At 36.9% G+C, this 23,315-nt stretch carries 20 protein-coding genes; 18 read left to right on the top strand and 2 right to left on the bottom strand.

The annotated features are described in order from the left end of the window. The first annotated feature begins 74 nt into the window (after positions 1–74). The gene (locus tag AACW45_RS01415) at positions 75–1,274 is read left to right on the top strand and encodes an RNA-guided endonuclease InsQ/TnpB family protein (RefSeq protein ID WP_190626929.1); all 1,200 of its coding nucleotides are present in this window, start codon (positions 75–77) and stop codon (positions 1,272–1,274) included. Positions 1,275–1,341: 67 nt separating this feature from the next. Here the strand turns inward: AACW45_RS01415 and AACW45_RS01410 are convergent, their stop codons facing one another. Together AACW45_RS01410 and AACW45_RS01405 are read right to left on the bottom strand one after the other, a co-directional pair. Continuing rightward, positions 1,342–1,569: a DUF2808 domain-containing protein gene (locus AACW45_RS01410; RefSeq protein WP_190626927.1), complete on the bottom strand. Its 228-nt coding sequence runs from the start codon at positions 1,567–1,569 to the stop codon at positions 1,342–1,344. A gap of 149 nt (positions 1,570–1,718) precedes the next feature. Then, on the bottom strand, positions 1,719–3,914 hold the full coding sequence (locus tag AACW45_RS01405; protein WP_190626925.1) for a GumC family protein: 2,196 nt from the start codon (positions 3,912–3,914) through the stop codon (positions 1,719–1,721). Positions 3,915–5,741: 1,827 nt separating this feature from the next. Between AACW45_RS01405 and AACW45_RS01400 the strand changes: the two genes are divergently transcribed. The 17 genes from AACW45_RS01400 to AACW45_RS01320 all read left to right on the top strand — a co-directional run bounded on the left by AACW45_RS01400 (position 5,742) and on the right by AACW45_RS01320 (position 23,315). After that, positions 5,742–7,196, top strand: a complete 1,455-nt coding sequence (locus tag AACW45_RS01400) for a glycosyltransferase family 4 protein (protein WP_190626923.1) — start codon at positions 5,742–5,744, stop codon at positions 7,194–7,196. Positions 7,197–7,554: 358 nt separating this feature from the next. Beyond that, entirely contained in the window at positions 7,555–7,980 is a 426-nt protein-coding gene (locus AACW45_RS01395) for a hypothetical protein (protein ID WP_190627487.1), read from the top strand. Positions 7,981–8,753: 773 nt separating this feature from the next. Then, a complete protein-coding gene (locus AACW45_RS01390; protein WP_190626922.1) occupies positions 8,754–9,134 on the top strand; it encodes a hypothetical protein in 381 nt (126 codons plus the stop codon). A 369-nt stretch (positions 9,135–9,503) separates the two neighbouring features. Next, positions 9,504–9,740: a type II toxin-antitoxin system VapB family antitoxin gene (gene vapB / locus AACW45_RS01385; RefSeq protein ID WP_190626921.1), complete on the top strand. Its 237-nt coding sequence runs from the start codon at positions 9,504–9,506 to the stop codon at positions 9,738–9,740. After that, the gene (locus tag AACW45_RS01380; protein WP_190626920.1) at positions 9,740–10,126 is read left to right on the top strand and encodes a type II toxin-antitoxin system VapC family toxin; all 387 of its coding nucleotides are present in this window, start codon (positions 9,740–9,742) and stop codon (positions 10,124–10,126) included. Before vapB ends, AACW45_RS01380 begins: the two co-directional genes overlap by 1 nt. A 176-nt stretch (positions 10,127–10,302) precedes the next feature. Beyond that, positions 10,303–11,268 carry a GDP-mannose 4,6-dehydratase gene (locus AACW45_RS01375; protein WP_199330854.1) on the top strand — a complete coding sequence of 322 codons (966 nt, stop codon included), beginning with the start codon at positions 10,303–10,305 and terminating at the stop codon, positions 11,266–11,268. After that, positions 11,265–12,101 carry an ABC transporter permease gene (locus AACW45_RS01370; RefSeq protein ID WP_190626917.1) on the top strand — a complete coding sequence of 279 codons (837 nt, stop codon included), beginning with the start codon at positions 11,265–11,267 and terminating at the stop codon, positions 12,099–12,101. The genes AACW45_RS01375 and AACW45_RS01370 overlap by 4 nt, the downstream gene beginning before the upstream one ends. Positions 12,102–12,218: 117 nt before the next feature. Continuing rightward, on the top strand, positions 12,219–13,295 hold the full coding sequence (locus AACW45_RS01365) for an NAD-dependent epimerase/dehydratase family protein (protein ID WP_190626914.1): 1,077 nt from the start codon (positions 12,219–12,221) through the stop codon (positions 13,293–13,295). Positions 13,296–13,453: 158 nt separating this feature from the next. Further along, on the top strand, positions 13,454–14,737 hold the full coding sequence (locus AACW45_RS01360) for an ABC transporter ATP-binding protein (RefSeq protein ID WP_190626912.1): 1,284 nt from the start codon (positions 13,454–13,456) through the stop codon (positions 14,735–14,737). 244 nt (positions 14,738–14,981) lie between these two features. Further along, positions 14,982–15,926, top strand: a complete 945-nt coding sequence (locus tag AACW45_RS01355) for a hypothetical protein (protein ID WP_190626910.1) — start codon at positions 14,982–14,984, stop codon at positions 15,924–15,926. Between the two features lie 74 nt (positions 15,927–16,000). Next, complete coding sequence (locus tag AACW45_RS01350; RefSeq protein WP_190626907.1) at positions 16,001–16,807, top strand: FkbM family methyltransferase; 807 nt, start codon at positions 16,001–16,003, stop codon at positions 16,805–16,807. Positions 16,808–16,827: 20 nt separating this feature from the next. Next, positions 16,828–17,898: an NAD-dependent epimerase/dehydratase family protein gene (locus AACW45_RS01345; RefSeq protein WP_190626905.1), complete on the top strand. Its 1,071-nt coding sequence runs from the start codon at positions 16,828–16,830 to the stop codon at positions 17,896–17,898. After that, entirely contained in the window at positions 17,895–19,100 is a 1,206-nt protein-coding gene (locus AACW45_RS01340) for a glycosyltransferase (RefSeq protein ID WP_190626902.1), read from the top strand. The genes AACW45_RS01345 and AACW45_RS01340 overlap by 4 nt, the downstream gene beginning before the upstream one ends. An 18-nt stretch (positions 19,101–19,118) precedes the next feature. Further along, positions 19,119–20,312 carry a glycosyltransferase gene (locus AACW45_RS01335; RefSeq protein WP_190626900.1) on the top strand — a complete coding sequence of 398 codons (1,194 nt, stop codon included), beginning with the start codon at positions 19,119–19,121 and terminating at the stop codon, positions 20,310–20,312. Further along, on the top strand, positions 20,309–21,259 hold the full coding sequence (locus AACW45_RS01330; protein WP_190626898.1) for a glycosyltransferase family 2 protein: 951 nt from the start codon (positions 20,309–20,311) through the stop codon (positions 21,257–21,259). The genes AACW45_RS01335 and AACW45_RS01330 overlap by 4 nt, the downstream gene beginning before the upstream one ends. Positions 21,260–21,278: 19 nt before the next feature. Next, on the top strand, positions 21,279–22,511 hold the full coding sequence (locus AACW45_RS01325; protein ID WP_190626897.1) for a glycosyltransferase: 1,233 nt from the start codon (positions 21,279–21,281) through the stop codon (positions 22,509–22,511). 21 nt (positions 22,512–22,532) lie between these two features. Further along, complete coding sequence (locus AACW45_RS01320) at positions 22,533–23,315, top strand: hypothetical protein (RefSeq protein WP_190626895.1); 783 nt, start codon at positions 22,533–22,535, stop codon at positions 23,313–23,315.

Genomic DNA, 23,315 nt, shown 5'->3' with positions numbered 1-23,315 from the left:
TGTAGAAAGTATTGACCCATGTACAGAATAACCGATATACTGACTCGCATAAATAAGTCTGAGTAAGTATAGCTATGTATGCAATAAACAGAGAGCTAAAACTGAATAAGAAAGAGCGCTCTCTAATGCGTGGCATGGCAGGATTCAGAAGATTTGTTTACAACTATGCCCTGGATTTAATCATGGCAAGTTGGGATTTTGATGACATCAAAGTCGGTGATTCAAAACGACTGGATGCCATCAAAAAAGTATTCACTCAAGTCACGATGAATAAGCCAGAATATACATGGACAAAAAAGTATCCATCCACTGTATATCAATCAGCTTTTCAAGACTTGAAAAATGCTTTTAGTCGTTGGCGTAAAGGCTCAGGAGAATTCCCGGTCAAAAAAAGTAAAAAGAAAGGTGATTCGTTCACTATTTACAAAACATCAGGAATCTATCCAGAAAAAGGCAAGCCAGCGATACCTTTTACCAATAGAGTGGTAATTAACCGAGGGAAAAATATTGCTCTTCCTGGAATTAAAGCCTCGACTCCGCTCGGCTTGCGATTAAAGGAGGGGGTTAACTTTATTTGCAGTTCGCAAACATTTACTGTTTCAAGAACTGCGGATAGATGGTTCGTATCATTTGTGTTGGATGCTGAAAAAGTCCCACCAATTATTCATCCAATAGAAAAAATTGGTGTATATCTTGGTGTAAAAACTTTGGCAACTTGTTCTGACGGCACAACTTATGCCATGCCAATTACTACAAAAATAGCGAAAACCAAGCTTCAGTTATTGCAATGGCGGAATCGAAATAAGGTAATGGGGAACAAGAAATTAAAAATCAGGGCATCTAACAATGCCCAAAAATTCTACACCAAAGTAGCTAAAAAACATGCTCACATTGCCAGTATTAGGCAAGATACGGCACAAAAGATGACAACTGACTTAAGTCGTAAAGCGTATGTTATTCGCATTGAAGACTTAAATGTCCAAGGGATGATTGCTAACCATAAGTTAGCTGATGCTGTCAGCAATCACTGCTTTTACGCAATTCGTCGTCAATTAACTTATAAGCAGTCTTTTTACGGCACAAAAGTTGAATTGGTCGATAGATGCTATCCCAGTTCCAGGCAGTGTTGTAAATGTCATCATCTTCAACCGATGAGCTTGTCTGACAGAATTTTCAACTGTCAAAACTGTGGGCATATTCAATGTCGAGATGAAAACGCATCTATCAACCTTGAAAATGCCCCATCTAATAAAGTAAGGTTGGCTCAACCTTAACGAATACGCCTGTGGACAAGAAGTAGTCGTCTACCTTGGTTGAAGCAGGAAGAAAACGCTAAACTAATCAACAAGTTTGAGCAAGTTTAGGTAAGTTTTTTGGAGCAGTAAAGTAATAGGTTGCACCCCAAACATAAACTTCATTAAAAGTGGTAGAGGCACCAACCAGGCGCGGTGGTGAGGCAAAATATACTGTGCCATCTTGCAACTGAATGGCTGAACTCGATTTATCAGTGTATCCTGCAAATCCAAATATAGTTGCGATCGCTATTCCCCATATCACTGCAACACGCATGGCTTTATCTAGAACACCCAACTAATACAGCCTAACGTACTGTGAAAATAGGGGCTAGGAATTTTAGATTTTAGATTTTGGATTTTAGATTTAAACCTAATCCAAAATCTCAAATCCAAAATCCAAAATTGAATTGCCCAATGCCCAACCTAATAGGTTTTATAGTAATGCTTATAGCCTTTGTATGTAGTTTTATCCGCATTGGCAACAACTCCTAAGAGATTAATGGGTGAGAGTCTGAGACTTTCCTGTGCTTGCAAAATGCCTGTTTTGTCTGTTTTGTCTATTCTGACAACTAACACTACCCCATCTGTGTAGGGTGCTAGCATTCTGGCATCAACTAATCCAACAATAGGAGGAACGTCATAAATCACTAAGTCAAAGGTTCTTTGGAAATATCCCATGAGTTGCTTCATCTTTTCTGATGAAAGTAACCTTGCTGGATCTGGTGGTATTGGCCCTGAAGTTACCACAGATAAGTTATTCATATCGGGCATTTGGCGAATGACTTGCCCTGCGGGTATATTCGTAGAAATTAAACTACTCAATCCCCATAAATTATTTAGATCGCATAAACGATGAACTTGAGGGCGTCGTAAATCTGCGTCTACAAGTAATACACGTTTGCCCATTGCAGCTGCTATTTGGGCTAATTGAAATGAAACAGTAGATTTACCATCTCCTGGTAAGGCTGAACTGATAACTAAGGATTTAATTGTTTGATCGGAACTAAGTAACTGTATATTTGAGTACAATACCTGAATGCATTCCCAAAATCTACCTTGTCCATAATAGCGATCGCTACCTGAACCCCGTTGTAAATTTTTAGTCTTGCGGGAAATTTTTTGCCAAAATTTCAATGTTGATTTTTCGGTAATATCTCTACGTTCTATATTTTGATATAGATTATTTTGAATTTTCTTTTCAAAAGGTAAAACTCCTAAAATAGGTAGTTTGAGATGTTCTTTTAAATTATCCACTGAATGGAAAGTATTATCTACTTTTTCTATCAGTAAGCTGATGCCAAGACCTACAAGTAAACTTGCTACAAATCCTAGAGTTAAACTGCGTGGTACATTAGGCGATATCGGTTTTTCTGGTTCAAAAGCTTCTTGGATTAATTCCCAAGGTAGTTCTGTTTGTGCCACCTGAATTTGCAAGGTTTCGCGAGTAATTAAGAACCGATTTAAGCTTTCTGTGGCAATTTGTAGATCCCGTTGCAGTTCAGTATATCTTCTTGATAAAACTGGTAGTAGTTTAACTTCTCTATCTAGTGTAATTTCTGCTTGACTAAGTTCTTGACTTTTTGCTTCTAGAATTTGAATTTGCGTAGCTATTTCAGCAAATTTGACACTAATAATCCGTTGTGCTTCTTGTTTGAGTAAAGGTACTAAATTATCTTTCTTTTTGCGCAAAGTTTGCAGTGGCGGGCTATCTTCTTGAAAACGCACTAATTCGCCAGCAATTTGTGTTTCTAATTGAGTTAACTGCCCATATATTTCTTGATATAAAGGTGCATTGTTGAGAGCAGCTAGTTCTCCTTCTTGTCCTTTAAGACTGGCAAATGCAGCACGATATTCTGCTAATTTTTGGGCAATCTCTAGTCTTTGATCGCTTAATGTACCAACTCGAGTGGCAACTTGTTCAGCTTGGGTATCGGGACTAATAAATTCATATTTTTGTCGAAATAGTTGTAGCTCTTTTTGTAGGTTATCTACTCTATTTTTAATAGTCGGCAACTGTTTATCAACAAACTCTACCCCTTGTCTTAGCTTAGTTTGCCGTTTTTCTAGACTATAGTTTAAGTAAGCTTTAGCAATAATATCTAGTACTACTTTAATCTGACTACTATCACTACTGCGGTAGCGGACATCTATAATTTTAGCAGTACCTAAACGACGAATAGTTAAATTATTGATGAGATCGCCATAGCTAATATCGGGATAAACAGCGTTAATTTGTTTGACGATATCTGCCATTAACTCTGGACTTTTGAGAACTTGAATTTGACTTTCGTAATCTAGGTTTCCTGCTTTATCTGAATTGGTAGGATCTAAAGTCAGTTGTGCCAAAGACTTTTCTTCATTGACAGATTCTACTAAAAGTTGAAAATTGCTTTCATAGAGTGGTTTTTGTTGCAGTGTTGAGTAAGCAACAGCACTCATCACTACAGTGCTTACTCCCACAATAATTAAAAATCGTCGCTGTAAAAGTCCTAATAGTTGTCGTAAGTCCCAATCATTAATATCCTTTTCAAGCCCTATAGGAAATTGCGTTGGAAATACTGGATGTACGGTATTACCATTGCGTTCGTAACTGGAAATTCTCGTAAAATTATTCTCCATTATGAATTCGGATTGTCTAATTAGGTAGGTAAGGTTTTTTATGATGTCTTTCAGCGAAGTCAGCTACAATAGCACACTCTTTTAATTAAGTGTTGCGATTAAAAATGTCAATAGTGGAAGTTAGATAAAATTAAAATTTTGACTCTGACAGGTATTTATACCTTTTCTCCACAACCTTTCTTCAATATGGAAATTTTACATACCTGTGTGCGATATTTAAGCCGAATGGGTAACATCAGCAGTATTTATACTGTGATTGATACTAAGCTAAATTAGCTGTTGTTGAAAATAAGCTTTGTCCTCATCAATTAGATTGAAAAATTGAAAAAATGATTGGGCATTGTACGTAGCTGAACACTGTACACTGTAGTCATGTAAACAGAAATATACTTATGCAAGTATATTCTGGCTGTTCTTCAGTAAGCCTGGGTATTTTTGATATTACAGAGTATAAAATATATTTACGTGGTAACTAAATTAAACTCACTTATTGGTTGATTGGCAAACCCTTCTACTAGTCCTAGCTTCTAGGTGAAGTTAGTACTATTGACAGGGTTTATTTGTGTCTGTTATAACACAAGGCTGAAAGCGGTAGGTATAAGGACTTGACTTGTTTGTTTTATTCATCGCCAGTGGAGTGGCGTTGAAGAAACAATTCCTATTGGTTTGCTAGCTAGCCTACTGCATTTTTGCTAATTATGATATTACTTTAATATTAAGTTTTACATATAAAAATAGCAGTGTTATTTGATTTGTAAAGAAAGCTGAACTTGAAAGCACAGGTACTAGATAGTACTTTGTTCAGCATCTGTGAATTTTGCCCAATATTGTCCCATTTGGGAATCAACCAAAATTTACAGAGAAACCCTATATTTTGGCTTAAATATGTAGAATCTAAACTTCTTAGTCCTGTATAAGCTGAAAAACTTACTCTAACTACTTCATTATTGTAAGTGCCTCATCAGGAATAAATTTAAATTAGCTATTCAAGAGCTTAAGTAACTAATTTATAAGTTGGCAAAATTTCAGCTTTGGCTTTGATGAAGATAAGTAACATCAGGTTTAGCCTCAAAAATTCTCATTGTATTGAGCCTATAGCTTCTAAATTCTCTTAAATCCAAATGACCAAAGATTTATTAGATAAAACTCTCAAATGCTGACACCTGCTACTTGTCATTCAGATTGTCTTCTGTCATATTTTGGGTTACAGCTATGACATAACTCCATCAAGGAAAACTACAGAATAATTTCTTGACCTTTGACAAAGGTATTGACGCAGCAAATATGTGTGGTATGATATGTTGCTTAGATATTTAAGTAACAAAAGCACTTACCAATTCACTCAAATCCAGTCAAAAGATTGAATTTACAGGAGTTATCTGGCAATACAGATTATTCAGCTTGAGTATGACTTAATTAAGTCAGCCTAATTGAAGCATCATTTACAACAAAATTTATAAAATATGCAAAGTCCTTGATATTCTGGGAATTCAGAGTTTTGTCAATACAAATTCTGAATATTTATGCATATTTTACAGATGAAAATCTGAAATTTTTCTTTATTAAACTAATAACATTAGCAGCAAAAAAGCTAAAAAAATAAAGTTTTTAGCGTGAGTATTGGGGAAAATACAGTATAACTATTTATTTAATTTTACAAAAATTAATATTGTATTTTCAGAAAAAATTGCTTTTTCACTAATTTACTGAGACATCGATTATAAAGGTACTTAACAGCAATCATTTATTGATGAGAGCAATATATGCTTTAATTGCTGCCAAGAGTATCTCTAGGAAGAAAAACGTTTTAAAAGGACGATGTAGCCAATGACATTTAGTGAGTGGCTGAAAAAATCGTTGCTAACCAAATACACAAATAAGGGTTATCGCGATCGGGAATTGATGGGAACTGATAGAGAATTCTTGTCAGGTGAAGAAGTTAACTTCGAGGATGGAAGACAAAGTAATAGTGAAAAATTTTCTACTTTTGTCTATCCTTCCATAATTTCCCATCAGTCTTTAGGGGTAAAGGAAGCTTGGTACGATCAATCGCTAAATTTATCTGTAATCACTGAGTTTTTTCCTCCAGATTATGCTGCTACAGGACAATTAATTGAAGAATTAGTCAGTCAGTTAAGCAAACAGGGTGTAAATATTGAGGTCTTTACCGGACAACCCGGTTATGCGTTTGGTACTTCTAACGCACCTACAGTTGAACAAGTTGGTCGAGTGAGAATTCAGCGATCGCGCAGTGCGCAGTTATGGTCGCGCCGGGTTCGCGGTAAAGCGATCAATGGTATCTTATTTACCTTGCGCGCTGTATTGCATCTGATTAGATGCGTTCGTCGCCGGAATTTATTGTTACTAACTTCCGCTCCACCATTTTTACCAATTGTGGGATATATTGCCCACCTGTGTTTTGGGCTATCCTATGTGTGCTTAATTTATGATATTTATCCAGATATTGCGATCGCTCTGGGCGTAATCCCGAAAAACCACTGGTTAGGCAAATTCTGGCAAGCACTTAATCAAAAAATTTGGCAAAAATCCCAAGGCGTAATTGTCCTCAGTCCCGCAATGAAACAGCGCTTAGTCAGCACTTGTCCAGAGATAGCAGATAAAGTTAGCGTCATTCATAGCTGGGGAGACCCTGAATTAATTGTGCCAATTGTAAAAAAAGATAACTGGTTTGCTAAGAAATATAACTTAGTTAACAAATTTACTGTACTGTATTCCGGTAACATGGGACGCTGTCATGATTTAGACACCATTTTGGCAGCAGCTAAACAACTGCAAAATGAGCCAATTCAATTTGTATGTATTGGTGGAGGCCCAAAACATGACAGTTTTATCGAAGAAGTCAATCATTTAGGCTTAAGTAATTTTCTCTTTTTACCGTATCAAGAAAAACATATATTGCCCTATTCCTTGACCGCTTGCGACTTATCCCTCGTCAGTGTGGAAGCTGGTCTGGAAAGTTTAGTTGCACCGAGTAAGCTTTACCCAGCTTTGGCTACAGGGCGTCCAGTCGCTGTAATTTGTTCCCAATCTTCTTACTTAAGACAACTAATTACAGAAGCCAAATGCGGCGATAGTTTTGAGAATGGTGATAGTTATGGACTAGCAGAATTTATTCGCTTGCTCAGTAATGACCAAAAACTAGCAGAAAACATGGGTATGGCTTCCCGTAAGTATTTGCAGTCACATTTTACGCCAGAAATCATTGCTAAACAATATTTAAAAGTTCTGCAAAAAGCTGTATCGTCAAGTGTGTCAGTTTAATCCCTCTGACTTAGTAACCAAACCGGATTAATTTATCTTTACTGTTGGCTTGACAATTGAAATTGCTGGCTATATAAACAAAGTGCGTCTACCTTTTTACCAAGTTAACTCTGTGAGTGATGTTGTGTAAGCAGGTAAATGCAATTTATCCCTCAGCAAAATTACTGAAGACTGACTGCCAACAAAAACGCTCGTCAAGCATGTTCCCTAGAACTTGCACTAATGAGTGAATGTTTCTTTTTAAACTGAATAACTCACTGTTGATAAAGAAGTGGGCTTTGATGGTCTTTCAGATCTCAGTCCCTTCAACGCAACCTTCTTGCGATCTGTTAGATGTCTAATGATACGGAGGGCCGAAGTGCAGAGAAGATGCGATCGCAATCGCAAGCGTTCTAAACGCCGAGCTATATATTGTCCCATACATGGCTGTTACATCAATAGCGTGAGTCAAAAATACGGGTTATTTACTGAAAGCGCCGGACAATTACAACAAAGGGGAGTTAAACGCCGAGAAGCTTTAATGTTAGTAGCAGCCAAGACTGCAATTCCTTTAGAAGGTGAATGGTTAGAAGCCTTTTGGTGTGAAGAATGCCAACAAACCAAGTGGTATCACGTTTGTAAACGTGACTCGACTTATGAATTGTCTCTCGCACCACCAGAACTTTGGCAACAAGCAACCGGCGTCATTCATCCCCACAAAAATCCTTCTGTCAGCGAGTTTACAACTAGACAGTCCCGGATGATGGATCATCGCAGCATTCTTGATTTTCGGTTTATCAGTTAATGCAAAAACTAAAACATCTGTCGTTCTGAACGAAGCAAAAGCTTAAAGATAATTCGCTTCGCCCAAAATGACACCTGTAAATGCAAAATCAACAAAGCATTTATTGTAAATAATGGCGTATTCATAAGTTTGAATTGAATATTTACAGCTTTGTCTCCGCATTTATTGCAAATAATCGCTTATTCATAAGTTTTAGTTGAATATTTACAGCTTTGCATTAGCATTTATTGTCAATCATCGCCCATTCATAAGTTTTGCTTGAATATTTATAAGTTTTTTTCAGCATTTATTATGAATGCTACTGTCTTTCAAAGTTTTGTCGCATTTTTGGCAACTGAGTATGAATGTATTTCTCAAATTGAGGAATTTTTCACAACACAAGTGTTGAAGCACGGGAGCATCCCAAATGTGCAAAAACGCCCTCACCCTATAAGGGTAGGCAGGCTTTGTTGGTATAGCAATACCCTTCTAGGGTATTGCGTCAAAATTGGGATGCTCCCCGAAGCACAAAGCCCAAAACTATTACAGCCGTTTTCAGGTAAATAGACCACGCTGTAGGGGCACGGCACTAGTAAAATTATTGTATGTACCAAAAGATTGTCGGTGTTCCCTACGACAGATGTGCTGTAAATAGGTGTAAACTGCTGTAAATTAGGAAATTTACGCAATTCACCAGAAAATTTGATCGGTTCTGATTCCCAGATAACACTAGTCCCGTATTGGTCAAGCATAAGTTAACTTATGTGTATTCTTTTCAACATGGGTATAGTGTTATGGCAAGACCAAAGCGGACTTCAAACATTTTAGACAAAGCCCGGCGTCGGATAGCTGGTTTAAAGACAATTGATAGCTCACTAGATTTAGGAAATGGGCTAACGCTGCAATTATTTTCCGAATTAATTGAAGATACAAGCAAAAAATTAGAAGCTCATAATATAGCTGTGTCAGAGGCCGATCAGACAGGTACTTTAGTTTCACAAGCAGAGCGATCGCTTGCCGATTTATCAGATCGAATGCTAACTGGCGTAGCTTCTAAATATGGTAAAAGTAGCGATCAATATGAGATGGCTGGAGGTGTGCGCAAACAAGATCGCAAGCGGAAGACTCGCAAGGTAAATACATCAACACCTACAGAAACTTTGCCTACAGCATAATACACGGCAGATTGCCAATTGCTGAGGTACAGATTATCGTTGATTGTAGGGGCACTGGCACCGCCATGCCCCAAAGCGCATACCTCATTTACCTGAAATATACTGTATCTCAACGACTTGCTAACAAATCATCATTAATATTCAACAACCTCCTACAGGGATATAGGGACACAAAAATTTGTTTGTGTCCCTATTGAGTGTGTAATCAGGATTTAGGCTTTTTGGAATTCCCCTAAGGCATGAAGTAAAAATAAGTAGTGCGAGCATCTTGCTCGCGCGGGCAAGATGCCCGCACTACAAATATTAAATTGTTCAACTTATTTTTACACGACTCTTAAAATAGAGGAGGAGCTAATCTGGACAATTGCGATGACTTCCCAAACACTGAACATAACTGAGACATTAATTGCCCAACTTCAGACTCTACCACCAGAACAACAACAGATGGTAGTAAATTTTGTGGAATTTCTAGTCCAAAAAAATGCCCAATCCCAACCTAATCAGAACCGAAAAAAGCAGCGCGTTGCTGGATTGCATGAAGGTATGGGTTGGATTAGTGACGATTTTAATGAGCCTTTACCAGATGAATTTTGGATGGGTGAGTGATGAATTTCCTTTTAGACACCCATACATTAATTTGGTGGTCAATAGATCCTATAAAGCTTTCACAGCAAGCGAAAAACTTATTAGATGATGAAAACAACAATTTATTTTTGAGCATTATTAGTGTTTGGGAAATACAAATTAAACTCCAGATTGGAAAATTGACTCTTAAGGTGCCACTTTCTGAGTTAATCAAAGACCAACAGGAAACAAACGACTTGCAACTTTTACCTATTGAGCTAACTCATATTTACGCTTTAAGTAATCTACCCAACCATCATCGTGACCCTTTTGACAGACTGTTAATAGCTCAGGCGACTGTGGAACAAATTCCTATTGTGAGCATTGATTCGGTTTTTGATAATTATCCAATTCAGAGGTTGTGGTAAGTGTAAGGGAACTCCAAAAAATAAATTATCCCAAATTGTAGGGGCGGGGTGACCCCGCCCCTACGAGTTGCGGGCTTGGTAAGTTAATGATTGGAATGTTTTTTTATTTGGAAGTCCCTTGCCCACCCTACGTATATTTCTAAAATCAACTGATTTACCAACCGTCAACCAAATTGATGAAAAAAGCCCTTATTTGTGGAATATCAGGTCAAGATGGAGCTTACCTAGCACAGTTACTGCTCAATCAAGGCTATACAGTCTGCGGTACTTCGCGAGATGCACAGATTTCCCCATTCTCAAATTTGGTTTACTTAGGAATTCGCGACCAGGTAAAGCTAGAGTCAATGGCTTTAACTGACTTCCGCAGCGTGTTGCAGGTACTAACAAAAATTCAACCTGATGAAATCTACAACTTAGCAGGACAAAGTTCAGTAGGTTTATCCTTTGGACAACCAGTGGAAACTTTAGAAAGTATAGCTACTGGAACCCTCAACTTACTAGAAGCCATTCGCTTTTTAGGTGCGCCCATCAAACTTTACAATGCAGGTTCCAGTGAAAGTTTTGGCGACACTGGCGACACAGCCGCCGATGAAACAACACCATTTCGTCCCCGCAGTCCCTATGCTGTCGCCAAAGCCACGGCATTTTGGGAAGTTGCAAACTACCGGGAAGCTTACGGTTTATTTGCTTGTTCGGGAATCTTGTTTAATCATGAATCTCCCCTGCGCCCAGAAAGATTTGTGACGCAAAAAATTGTTGCGGCTGCTTGTCGAATTGCCCAAGGTAGTAAGGAACAACTTTATTTAGGCAATATGCAGATTCAGCGTGACTGGGGATGGGCACCGGAATATGTAGAAGCGATGCATTTAATGTTGCAACAACAACAGCCCGATGATTATGTGATTGCCACAGGAGAAAGCACTTCCCTAGAAGATTTTGTCTCAGCAGCATTTGCATCTGTAAATTTAGATTGGCACGAACATCTGGTGATAGATAATAGTTTGCTTCGACCTACTGATTTAGAAGTAGGTAGAGGTAATCCAGCTAAGGCGAAGAATCAATTGAGGTGGCAAGCAAAATTCACAATGAAAGATGTAGTGCAAATGATGGTAGAAGCAAGGTTAGCTAAGTCATTACAATGAAAGACTCTATTTCTCAGCCAGATTTAATCATTGAAGCTGGACGCACAGAAAAGCAATATTGGAAAGATTTATGGCGCTATCGGGAGCTATTTTACTTTCTAGCATGGCGAGACATTTTGGTGCGATACAAGCAAACAGCAATTGGGATTGCTTGGGCATTAATTCGTCCGTTTCTCACAATGGTTGTATTTACAGTTGTATTTGGGCAATTGGCTAAGTTACCTTCCCAAGGTGCGCCTTATCCAATTTTAGTTTTTTCGGCGATGTTGCCTTGGCAGTTCTTCTCAAATTCCCTCTCAGAATGTAGTAATAGTTTAATTAGTAATGCTAATTTAATTTCTAAAGTTTACTTTCCGCGCTTAGTAGTGCCAACAAGTGCAGTCGTAGTGAGTTTTGTAGACTTTTTGATATCTGGCATGATTTTGTTAGGGCTAATGGCTTGGTATAACTTTGTCCCTAGTTGGCGAATTTTGACACTACCTCTATTTATTGCGATCGCTTTTACTGCTTCAATGGGTGCTGGGTTATGGCTGGCTTCGTTGAATGTCAAGTATCGCGACTTTCGTTATATTGTGCCGTTTATTGTCCAATTTGGTCTTTATATTTCACCTGTAGGATTTAGTAGCAGCATTGTGCCCGAACAGTGGCGGTTTCTTTATTCATTAAACCCAATGGTAGGAGTAATCGATGGTTTTCGCTGGGCTATTTTAGGCGGTGAGTCAAAATTATATCTACCTGGATTTATTCTGTCTTTGGGGCTGGTGTTTTTAATATTTGTGACTGGAATTTGGTACTTCCGCAAAATGGAACGGACTTTTGCGGATTTGATTTAGGAATTATCGATCAAACAATCAATAATGATGCTGTTATTCAAGTGAAACATTTCAGCAACAAATATTTCAAATTAAATTAAATCTGAGTCGGGTTTTAACTAACTATAAACTACTTCTATGAAAAAATTACTTGTAACTGGTTCCTCCGGCTTGATTGGTTCTGAAGTTTGTATTTATTTTGCTAATCAAGGCTGGCTAATTCACGGAGTTGATAACAATCAAAGAGCAGTTTTCTTTGGTACTCAAGGAGATACACGCTGGAATCAAAAGCGCCTACAATCCACAATTGAAAACTTTGTCCATCACGAATTAGATATCCGCGATCGGCAATATGTATTAAATTTAATCGAGAGTCTTCAACCAGATGCGATCGTTCATACAGCAGCCCAACCCAGTCACGACCGCGCTGCTGCTATTCCTTTTGATGATTTTGATACCAATGCTGTTGGTACACTGAATCTACTGGAAGCAGCGCGACAATTTTGTCCAGAATCACCATTTGTGCATATGTCCACAAATAAAGTATATGGCGATCGCCCGAATACGATTAAGTTAAAAGAACTAGAAACTCGTTGGGAATATGATGACTCTGCTTACGAGAATGGGATTCCAGAAACCTTTAGTATTGATCAATCCAAGCATTCGCTATTTGGTGCTTCAAAGGTAGCAGCAGATGTCATGGTACAAGAGTATGGGCGTTATTTTAATATGCCGACTTGCTGTTTGCGTGGGGGTTGTTTAACTGGGCCCAATCATTCAGGAGTTGAATTACACGGTTTTTTAAGTTATTTAATTAAATCTAATTTAGAAGGTCGAGAATATAAAATTTTTGGTTATAAAGGCAAGCAGGTTAGAGATAACATTCATTCTTTAGATGTAGCAAGGTTTATTGAGGCGTTTATTGAAACTCCCCGAATAGCTGAAGTTTATAACCTTGGTGGTGGTAAGCGTAATAGTTGCTCGATTCTAGAAGCATTTAAGTTGACTCAAAAGTATAGCGGTAAAGACATGCGTTACACCTATGTGCAAGACAATCGCATTGGCGATCATATTTGTTATTACTCAGACTTAAACAAGATGCATGAGCACTATCCTAAATGGGATATTACAGTTTCGCTAGAAGAGACAATTGCACAGATTGTTGAATCTTGGAAACAGCGTTTACATGCAAATATTTATGCAGCTCTCACTTGAGTTAGGTAAGAGAAGAAGCAATTAATCAAAGATGTAGAAACGAAGTGGCTTCCCGAAATAAGGTACACAGATAAATGTGTACCTCAGCAGACTAGAGAATCTATTACTAGCTGCTTGATAGATTTTGCTGGTTCCTTGTTGCATAGAGTGGATAGTTAATGTCTGATACAGTCATTCGCGTTGAAAACCTGGGTAAAAAATATATTATTGGACATCAGCAGCAGGAACGCTACACTGCTCTGCGAGATGTGATAACTAATAAAGTTAAGTCTCTTGCTAATGTAATTAATCCAAAATTTAAAAACCAAAATTCACAGGAAGAGTTTTGGTCCTTAAAAGATGTTTCTTTTGAAATTAAGCAGGGTGACAGAGTTGGGATTATTGGGCGCAATGGTGCAGGAAAATCAACACTGTTGAAGATTCTCAGCCGAATTACTGAACCAACGCAAGGAAGCATCAAAATTAAGGGGAGAATTGCTAGTTTATTGGAAGTGGGTACAGGATTTCATCCAGAACTTACTGGGAGAGAAAATATCTTTCTCAATGGTGCAATCTTAGGTATGGGTAAGCTAGAAATTCAACGTAAATTTGATGAGATTGTGGCTTTTGCAGAGATTGAGAAGTTTTTAGATACGCCAGTGAAGCGATATTCTTCGGGGATGTATGTGCGGCTGGCATTTGCAGTAGCGGCGCATTTAGAACCAGAGATTTTGATTGTGGATGAAGTATTGGCAGTTGGGGATGCGGTGTTTCAGAAGAAATGTTTAGGAAAGATGGAGGATGTAGGTAAGGAGGGAAGAACCGTTTTATTTGTCAGCCATAATATGGCAACAATTAACAAACTCTGTAGTAAAGCAATTTTACTAGTAAATGGTTCTCTATTTTACGAAGGTGATACACTCAACTGCATTCAGAAATATCTAAAATTATCTAACTCAAATGAGCAAGTTCAATCTTTACATGAAAAGCGAAATAATAGCCCTTACCCATTAACTCTCAATGCTAAAATAGAAAACATTAAAATAATTTCCAACAATAACGTTAACCCGAGCATATTAGAAAGTGAAAAGCCCGTATTAATAGAAACAAAAATCTTATGTACAAAAACTATTTTGTGTAGTTTTTATATTAGCATTACGCGGGATGAACAAGAGGTCATTTGGTTATGTTCTGGTCCGATTAGCGGAAAAACATACATTTTAAAATCAGGAATTAACACAATTGCTTGTCAAATTCATAAATTAAATCTTGCTATTGGTGATTATAAAATGAACATAGGCTTATCAGTCCCGAATCAGGAGTGGATAGATTTTATCGATAATGCTTATGCCTTTTCTATAGAAACATTTGATCCAAAAATGAGTGGTTTTAATATGAAATACGGAGTTTTTTATGTAGAGCATGATTGGATTACGCAGGAAAACTTAATTGTTATTAACTAATATCCATATCATATATTATAAAAGATATGGCTCTTCATTACTTATTATGATAAGTAGCCTTCATGAACTGCGTACACCAGGAAGGATGAAAATTGTTCTTCCTCGGCTTCAAGCGCGACCCCTGCTCACCCAGTTTTTTCAAGTCACCTTCTAGAGTCTATTTTTTATCTGGTTTCGTCGCTCTCCCAGATTTTTATATATTCTTTTGTATTGCATTATCTATCATCTTAAATTTAAGAATAATATGAGTTTGCATTTAAATAAAATACTAAATTATTTTAGAAATAAAAAACATAAATATAAAAGAGAAATTGCTAATTTATGTAATGTAATTTACGAATTTATTATTCGTTTATTCCCTGTAAAAAATCTTCCAGAAAAGCAAGAAATAGAGCTAACTTTATTAACCATGTGTGGTAAAAAACACATTGGTTTTCTACAGCAGTCTTTGCTATCTTTATATAACAGCTGGTCGGTTTTGCCAAAGTTACAAGTTGTATCTGATGGTAGCCTTAATTTATCTGAATTAGAAATAGCATTTGCCTGGTGGCCTGCTCAAAAGTCATTTAGCCTTTGGGAAGCTAGTGTTTCTTTTCATGAAAATCAAGGGTATCCTAAGCTAGCAGAGTTTGCTTGTAAAAGTAATGTTGGAAAAAAATTAGCAGCAATCCTTGATTTTGGACAAAAAACAAGAATTTTATGGTGCGATGCTGATGTTTTATGGTTTACAGAACCTTTAGATATCTTAATTCCTATCCAAAGCCATCAAGAATTACCTTTATTAAAACTATCTGAGGACTTTCATCCTTCTTATGATGCTAATCTGCTGTCTTGTGGATTAGAGCACCTTTACAATAAACCTTTTATCAATACAGGGTTAGTTTTTATAAATGGGAATATACTCAACGCTGTAAACTTGGAAAATTTATTTAATTTAAGTAGTAAACAATCTAATCATTTTACAGAGCAAACTATTCTTGCCGAAGCAGCTTATCAACTTAAAGCCTCTTTATGGACACGAGAAGAAATTGCTTGTTTTCTTGAAGATTCAATATCTTTCGTTCCTAATTATCATGGCAAGCAATGGCTTGCAAGACATTATATTTCACCTGTACGGCATCTATTTTATCGAGATGCATTAGCATTAAGACTTGGATGGGGTCATTATTTATTTAAAATAAAAAAATGAAACTTTAATATACTACTATTTAGAGTTTATAGTTTGATTATAATTTAGACTTTCCTTTAAAAAATAATATTGCGATGCTCAAAACACTTCTTAACTCCGTAAGGTCAATAACTCCGATACAGATCAGGAATATCATTTATAAAATAGGTGTATTTTTTGGCGAATCCTTGCATTACTCAGATTTAAACTTAACCTTATTTCCTAGTGTAAATGAAACTTTGAAATATTTAAAAAAATGGGGTTTTCAACCAAGTTTAGTAATAGATGTTGGTGCGTACAAAGGTCAATGGACAAAGTTATTTAAAGATATTTTCCCTGAAAGTAAAATTTTAATGATTGAGGGACAAGATAGTAAATATAATCTTTTGAAAGAAGTATGTGATTCATTTTCTGGTGAGGTAATAGTTGAGATAGCTCTTTTAGGTAGTTTAGATGACTATAAGGTTAGATTCTGCGAAATGGAAACTGGTAGTTCAATCTTTGAAGAATCTAGTTCTTTTGCAAGAAAATATAGTGATAAATATTTATCAACAATTGACTCCCTTTTGAAAAAATACCCAGATTTTCAAAAAGTGGATTTTTTAAAAATAGATGTGCAAGGATATGAATTAGAAATCCTTAAAGGTGCTAAAAATTTAATTAAAAATACTGAATTTATTCTAATGGAAGTATCTTTGATACCTATAAATAAAGGTTGTCCGTTAATATCTGATGTAATGAAATTTATGAATGAAAATAATTTCGTTCTCTTGGATTTCTGTTCACAAATTAGATGCCAAGATGGTTCGCTTTGGCAAACAGATCTTTTGTTTGTTCAGGAAACATCTAGATTTGTACCAACTTCTCTGCTATCACAAGTACCAAGTGGTTTTGAAATTTGAATTTGCTATTGAGATGTATAATGCGAATTTTAATTACGGGAATTTGCGGCTTTGTCGGTTCAACCTTAGCTAAGGCATTGCAAGACAATTCACCGAATTATCATATTTTTGGTATTGATAACCTGTCGCGTTCAGGCAGTTGGGTTAATAAAAAACCGTTGCAAGAACGGGGAATTGAGATAATTTGTGGGGATATTCGCCAGAGCAGTGATGTAGATGCTTTACCTCCTGCGGATTGGGTAATTGATGCTGCTGCTAATCCCAGTGTCTTAGCGGGAATAGATGGTAAAAGCAGTAGTTTGCAGTTAGTACAACATAATCTACTTGGAACGATTAATCTCTTAGAATATTGCAAACGTTATCAAGCTGGGTTTACACTGCTTTCTACAAGTCGAGTCTATTCCATCCCAGGATTGAGTCAGTTGCAAGTCGCTGAAGCAAATGGAGCATATTACCCCGTTCCTGAACAAGTTTTTCCGGTGGGTATTTCACCCACTGGAGTTATTGAAGTCTACTCTACTGATCCTCCTGTTTCTTTATATGGCAGCACGAAAGTAGCTTCAGAACATTTAGCTTTAGAGTATGGTGCAACCTTTGAGTTCCCTGTGTGGATTAATCGCTGCGGAGTGATGGCAGGAGCAGGTCAGTTTGGTCATCCAGGACAAGGAATTTTTGCTTTTTGGATTCATAGCTTTCGAGAACAGCAAGCGTTAAAATATATCGGTTTTGGAGGAAAAGGTTATCAAGTTCGAGATTGTTTACATCCACAGGATTTAATTAGTTTATTAGAAAAGCAATTTTCTGAACCATTAGCCACAGATAAACCCAGAGTGATCAATATTAGTAGTGGAGTCAACAATAGTATGTCTTTGCGCCAGTTAACCCAATGGTGTACAGACAAGTTTGGTAGGAATGAAGTTTTAGAAACTAATATCGAGCGGCCTTTTGATATTCCTTGGATGGTGTTAGATGCCAGTTTAGCTCAGAGGGTTTGGGGCTGGAAACCACAAATAGGTATAGAAAAAGTATTAGAAGAAATCGCTATGTTTGCCAGTGAACAAGAAAATTGGTGTAGGCTATCAGCAACATGACTTGTAAAATTAAAATATTATATATTTCAGCAGTGATTCCTGATACAACTTCTGGCGGACGCTTTGCTATGTATCGTCACCTCATTGTCAAAAAAGATTTTGAGGTAGCTGTCGCTAGTACAAACTTCGTTAAATTACCTATCAAGCAGCTACTTTCTCTTCGTCGAAATCGATTAATTGAAAGGCTCAGACGAACTAGATTATGTCGATTAATTTATAATTTGGAGTATGTAATTAACTGGCTTAATGTTCCTGATACACTTTTAAACTTTGCTGATGAATTTAAGCCAGATGTGATTTTGTCTGTAGTAGATGATTGGCATCTGGGATTAGCATTTCAGTTGGCGAAAAAACTTAACGTTCCACTGATTGTTAATTTCCAAGATTTGTTTTGTTTATCTCAATTTGTTCCTTTGTCCACCCGTCCTTATCCTTTGATCACTTCTTGGCTCATTCAACGTTATCATCAAGTTAATCAGTTGGCCAATCAGGTATTTTATACCAGTGAAGGTATGAAAGAATGGTTTAGATTTGATGCTCAAGGAGATGTTCTTTATCCCGTTGGCGATTTTAATGTTCAGGTATCCATAAAGCCTAGAGAAAATTCTCAAGATAAAGTTAATAAAATTAAAATTATTTATGCTGGTAATTGTTACGGTGCCTATGGGCGCATGTTGTTGCTTCTAGCAGAATCCGCAAAGAAACATCAACATATTCATCTCCAGATTTTTGCTGCAGGAAATGATTGGACAGCAGAGAAATTACAGGAGATGACAGAAGCTGGAATTTATCAAGGTTTTAAACCCTTCGATGAATTAAAAGATGAACTCAAACAGGCTGATGCATTTCTAACCGTTATGAGTTTTGAAAAGCCAGAAGAAGTGTTTATGCGGACGAGTTTTACTACCAAGTGGCTAGATTATGTGCCCTATGGTAAACCAGTTTTCGTTTGGGCTCCAGAATACTCAACAGCCTGTAATTTTTCCAAAAAGTATCACTCAGGGATTCCAGTTATCGAAGATAATCCAGAGATATTGCTCAAAGTTATGAGTGAAACAGCATCAAATCTCATGATCTGGCGTTCAGCCTGTGAAGGATCTCGTCGAGTAGCTGAGACTGTATTGAACGCAGAGCAAATACATCATCTATTTGTTGATCGTGTTACTAGTGTTTGCCAAAAATCAGATAGCAGGAATATCTAGAGGTAGAATTTACTGAGCATGACTTCTACTCAACATAACGATATGAAGCAGCCGGAAATTATTGTGATTTCCTCTGTCGCTCCTCAACCTACTAGTGCTGGTCAAATACTGCTATATCGTCATTTAAGCCAAACAGATGGCTGGACTGTTACAGTCGTTCCGAATCCGAAAGAAAGTAAAGCATCTAGCTTAGATATTAAATTGATTAGAAGACTTGAACATACTCGATTTCATCGTTGGAGTAATGATTTAAATATTATAAATCACGGTTATTATTGGGATAATCTATTATTCAATTTCCACCAAAAACTATTTTGCACTCCAAAAGAGGGTAAAACATTAGTTTTGACTATTGCTCATGGAGATGGCTGTTGGGCAGCACAAAGATTTGCTCAACTTAATCAATTACCATTAGTGACTATTTTTCATGATTGGTGGCCTGATATTCCTAATGTGCATCCGCCCTGCCGTCAATTAATAAAGCAACGTTTTGAGGAAATTTACCATAAATCTAACCTAGCTTTGTGCGTCTCAGAGGGTATGAAGAATGCTTTGGGTTCACATCCTAATAGTACGATTCTCTATCCAATCCCTGCGATACTGAAGGAAGAATTAACTACAAAATATCCGAATAAATATGATGAAGAACTCTCATCTACGCTACGGGTTTTATACTTTGGCAATCTGCAAGAATATGGACTGATTTTGGCCCAGTTACTTCAAATAACAAAAGAAAATTCTAAGGTACAGGTACAAGTTCGAGGAGCTAACCCCAATTGGTCAGCAGATTTTCGCTCTGAAATGCGCGATCGCGGTTTATGGTTAGACTTTGCTCCCAGAGATGAGTTGAATCAATGGTTGGCTTCTGCGGATGCGTTTTTAGTAGTAATGAGTTTTGATCCTGCTTTGCGGCGACGTATGGAAACCAGCTTCCCTTCCAAATTACCTGAATATGCCCAATTTGGTAAGCCTTTAGTTATTTGGGGCCCAGAATATTGTTCTGCGATACAGTGGGGGCGAAAAGGCGATCGCGCTCTGTGTATTACTGAAGAATTTCCCTATACTTTAATCACTGCGCTAGAAAATTTCAGTCAAAATTGCAAGCAACAAGATTATTACGCATCTCAAGCCCGTTTAGCAGCTTTGCAAGAGTTTAACCCTGTTAAATTACAGCAAAATTTTTTAGATGCGGTTTCAAAACTTCTGATATGACTTATTTCAGCATCATCACACCACTGTTCAATAAAGGTAATTATATAAGCGAAACGATCTCTTCAGTTAGGGGTCAGAAAATGCCAGATTGGGAGATGATTATCATAGATAATGGCTCAACTGATTGTGGACCCTCAATTGCTCATCAGTATGCTCAACTTGATTCCCGAATTCATGTCATAGAATTCACGAATAGGCAAGGTCCTGGTGCTGCGCGTAATGCAGGTTTACAGATTGCTATAGGTCAGTGGGTGCTTTTCTTAGACAGCGATGATCTCATAGAACCAGACTATTTGGCTCATCGCTACAAAGTGGCTGCTAACCTCACAAAGGTGCAGATTATTGTTGGTAAGTGGCAGGAATTTGAAGACATAGCGCCAGAAAAACGAGTTGAAAAGCAACCCACACAATGGAAAGGTGATACTTCTAAGATTGTAGAGACTGCGATTGCTTATGCCCCTTGGGCGCTTCATGCGGCAATTGTACGTCGCGATTGGCTTACTCAAGAACGCAAATGGATTGAACAATTAGATCAAGTATCATCAGAAGATACTGCATTTTGGTTCACAACTGTGCGTGGTGCAAATATAGTATGGTGCGATGATGCTGATGCTTTATATCGAATACACACATTTAATAGTAGAAATATGATATGTGATCCTGCAAAATGGATTCAATCAGTTTCTAAAATAATAGAACATAATTTAGATTATTTAAAACAAAAACAGATGTTTCCAAACCCAACTCAATGTGAGAATATTTTTCGTGTTTTTGAAAGCCTATATAGGTTAGCTCTGAAATCAGAATTATATTCTGAGTCCCAGGAATTACAAAAGCTCGTTTATAAGTTTATGAATATGTCCCCGCCTAATCTAGGAATTATAACTAGAAAAGTTATCGGTTTAAGAATGTTTAATTTTTTGAGGTATGGCATTACATATAAATAATACCAAACATTAATTGCAAATGAAATCGATTACAAATAAGAATATATCATTTCGTTGGCTAATCGTTGAAGATGCACTACGAGATCAGAAGGGTCACTGGTTTGAATATATCAGTACTTTCTGGCGAGGATTGCAGGAATTAGGTGACGAAGTAACTATTTTAGCCGATAGAGAAGCACAGCCTTTCATTTTAGAATATCTCAAAGCTTTACCCGTGCTTCCTCCTTCGATTTGGCATCGCATGAGTGATGGAGCTAACCCACTTATTCGTTATCTACGCCTGCCAATTCATGCTTGGGAGACAGTAAGAGCGATTAAACGATTTTGGTCTCAAAACAACCACTATGATGTCATCTTCGTGCCGACAATTCTTGTTCATCATTTACTAGCTTGGACTTGGTTAATCAAGTATTATCTACCAAAGAGACAAACACGGGTTATTCTTTTTTTTCCTAATGCTCCTGTAAATGCTGATTTAGCAACCGGAAAGTATGGGTGGACAGATTCACTAACTACACGACTACTCAGATTTTTATTAAAGGTATTAATTCCTGAAGTTCAGAGTGGACAGGTTATATTAGGGGCTGAAACTTACCCTATGCAAAAAGCATTAACCACACTCAGTGGTGTACCTTTTATCTATTTTCCTCATCCCGTTGAACCTTTGAGTACCGAATCCATTGAGTCATCATCACCTAAAAAAAAATTAGTTATGGGTTCCTATGGTGCTGCACGGCATGAAAAGGGTAGTGATATCCTTTATCGGGCGATATCAGATTTTCATAATATTTATCCTGATTCAGACATCCAATTTATTTTGCAGTGTTTGGAGGGATTTGAAGCAGAAAAAGCTTTAGTGTCTACTCATACGAATGTGACTTGGTTAAATCGTTATTTTCAAGCTGGTGAGTACCCCAACTACCTTCACGAAACCGACGTGATGCTTTTACCTTATCGTCTTTTTTCCTATTGCTTGCGCGTGTCTAGGGTTGTTATTGAGGCGATGGTTAATGGAATTGTTGTGATTGCAACTGATGGGACAACATTAGCAGATCAAGCAGATGAATTTGGAGCTTTAGTCAAATGTAAAAATCAAGATTATGTTAGTCTTGCTCAAGCCATTCACTACGCAGTTACGCATGACAGGGAGTTAAAAGCGCAGGCACGAGATGTCGTCCCCAGAGCACAGGCACATTTTTCAGTGGAGTATTTTAGACAGATTTTTATTACAATACCCTATCGGTCTTTTTAAAAGTAAATTTACCAGAAAACTATGTCTTTAGGTATTATTATTCCACTTAAATCTAAACAAGTAAGTAAATCTTGGGAAACAGTATCTAATTTATTAGCTTGCACTCTTCAGTCGATTCAAAATCAATCATACCAAGATTACCATGCTGTTGTTATTGGGCACGATCGGCCTGATCTATCTGCTTTTGGTGATCATTTAATTGATTTTTTATTTAGTGAATTTGAAATTCCTCCTTTAAAAAAAGGTGGTAGTTATTCTAGATATTCTGATTTTGATAGGATACTTGACAAATATAGAAAAATAGCACTTGGATATCAATTTCTTAAATCTAGAGATATCACATATTTTATGGTTTTAGATGCAGATGATTTAATCCACCAAGATTTAACTAGGTATATTTTTGAGAATTATAATTCTAATGGATTTATTCTGAAAAATGGATATCAGTACTTTCGGAAAAATCAAAAAGTAGTTAATCGGACAGATTTGGATAAAATATGTGGTTCTACTACCATAATTCATGCCAATCATATACCAGAAATTGACATAGTAAACGATCAATCTCTTAAATTAATACCTTGGTGTTTTCTTTGTCATTCTCAAATGGAAAGTTACTTTTCATCAAAAGGTACACCTCTGAAAAATGTTGATTTTCCAAGTCTTATGTATGTGTATCAGCATAATGAAAATTGTTCTAATGAGTTTGTATCAACATTGAAGTCAAAATTTCGACAGCAACTAAAAATTTTCATTCATGGTCATTATATTAATGATCAAATAAAATTAAATTTTGCTTTAAAGTAA

Source organism: Calothrix sp. FACHB-168, from assembly GCF_963889195.1.
In the GTDB taxonomy this organism is placed as follows: domain Bacteria; phylum Cyanobacteriota; class Cyanobacteriia; order Cyanobacteriales; family Nostocaceae; genus Aulosira; species Aulosira anomala_A.
The sequence above is the reverse complement of the archived record's forward strand: the minus strand, read 5'-3'. Positions and strand labels throughout refer to the sequence as shown.

Excerpts from the sequence above, each read along its gene's own strand:
- AACW45_RS01390 (WP_190626922.1), top strand. The coding sequence starts at position 8,754 with ATGGCAAGACCAAAGCGGACTTCAAACATTTTAGACAAAGCCCGGCGT.
- AACW45_RS01375 (WP_199330854.1), top strand. The coding sequence starts at position 10,303 with ATGAAAAAAGCCCTTATTTGTGGAATATCAGGTCAAGATGGAGCTTAC.
- AACW45_RS01415 (WP_190626929.1), top strand. The coding sequence starts at position 75 with ATGTATGCAATAAACAGAGAGCTAAAACTGAATAAGAAAGAGCGCTCT.
- AACW45_RS01405 (WP_190626925.1), bottom strand. The coding sequence starts at position 3,914 with ATGGAGAATAATTTTACGAGAATTTCCAGTTACGAACGCAATGGTAAT.
- AACW45_RS01325 (WP_190626897.1), top strand. The coding sequence starts at position 21,279 with ATGAAATCGATTACAAATAAGAATATATCATTTCGTTGGCTAATCGTT.
- AACW45_RS01360 (WP_190626912.1), top strand. The coding sequence starts at position 13,454 with ATGTCTGATACAGTCATTCGCGTTGAAAACCTGGGTAAAAAATATATT.
- AACW45_RS01330 (WP_190626898.1), top strand. The coding sequence starts at position 20,309 with ATGACTTATTTCAGCATCATCACACCACTGTTCAATAAAGGTAATTAT.
- AACW45_RS01320 (WP_190626895.1), top strand. The coding sequence starts at position 22,533 with ATGTCTTTAGGTATTATTATTCCACTTAAATCTAAACAAGTAAGTAAA.
- AACW45_RS01370 (WP_190626917.1), top strand. The coding sequence starts at position 11,265 with ATGAAAGACTCTATTTCTCAGCCAGATTTAATCATTGAAGCTGGACGC.
- AACW45_RS01400 (WP_190626923.1), top strand. The coding sequence starts at position 5,742 with ATGACATTTAGTGAGTGGCTGAAAAAATCGTTGCTAACCAAATACACA.
- AACW45_RS01365 (WP_190626914.1), top strand. The coding sequence starts at position 12,219 with ATGAAAAAATTACTTGTAACTGGTTCCTCCGGCTTGATTGGTTCTGAA.
- AACW45_RS01345 (WP_190626905.1), top strand. The coding sequence starts at position 16,828 with ATGCGAATTTTAATTACGGGAATTTGCGGCTTTGTCGGTTCAACCTTA.
- AACW45_RS01335 (WP_190626900.1), top strand. The coding sequence starts at position 19,119 with ATGACTTCTACTCAACATAACGATATGAAGCAGCCGGAAATTATTGTG.
- AACW45_RS01380 (WP_190626920.1), top strand. The coding sequence starts at position 9,740 with ATGAATTTCCTTTTAGACACCCATACATTAATTTGGTGGTCAATAGAT.
- vapB (WP_190626921.1), top strand. The coding sequence starts at position 9,504 with ATGACTTCCCAAACACTGAACATAACTGAGACATTAATTGCCCAACTT.
- AACW45_RS01410 (WP_190626927.1), bottom strand. The coding sequence starts at position 1,569 with ATGCGTGTTGCAGTGATATGGGGAATAGCGATCGCAACTATATTTGGA.
- AACW45_RS01350 (WP_190626907.1), top strand. The coding sequence starts at position 16,001 with ATGCTCAAAACACTTCTTAACTCCGTAAGGTCAATAACTCCGATACAG.
- AACW45_RS01355 (WP_190626910.1), top strand. The coding sequence starts at position 14,982 with ATGAGTTTGCATTTAAATAAAATACTAAATTATTTTAGAAATAAAAAA.
- AACW45_RS01340 (WP_190626902.1), top strand. The coding sequence starts at position 17,895 with ATGACTTGTAAAATTAAAATATTATATATTTCAGCAGTGATTCCTGAT.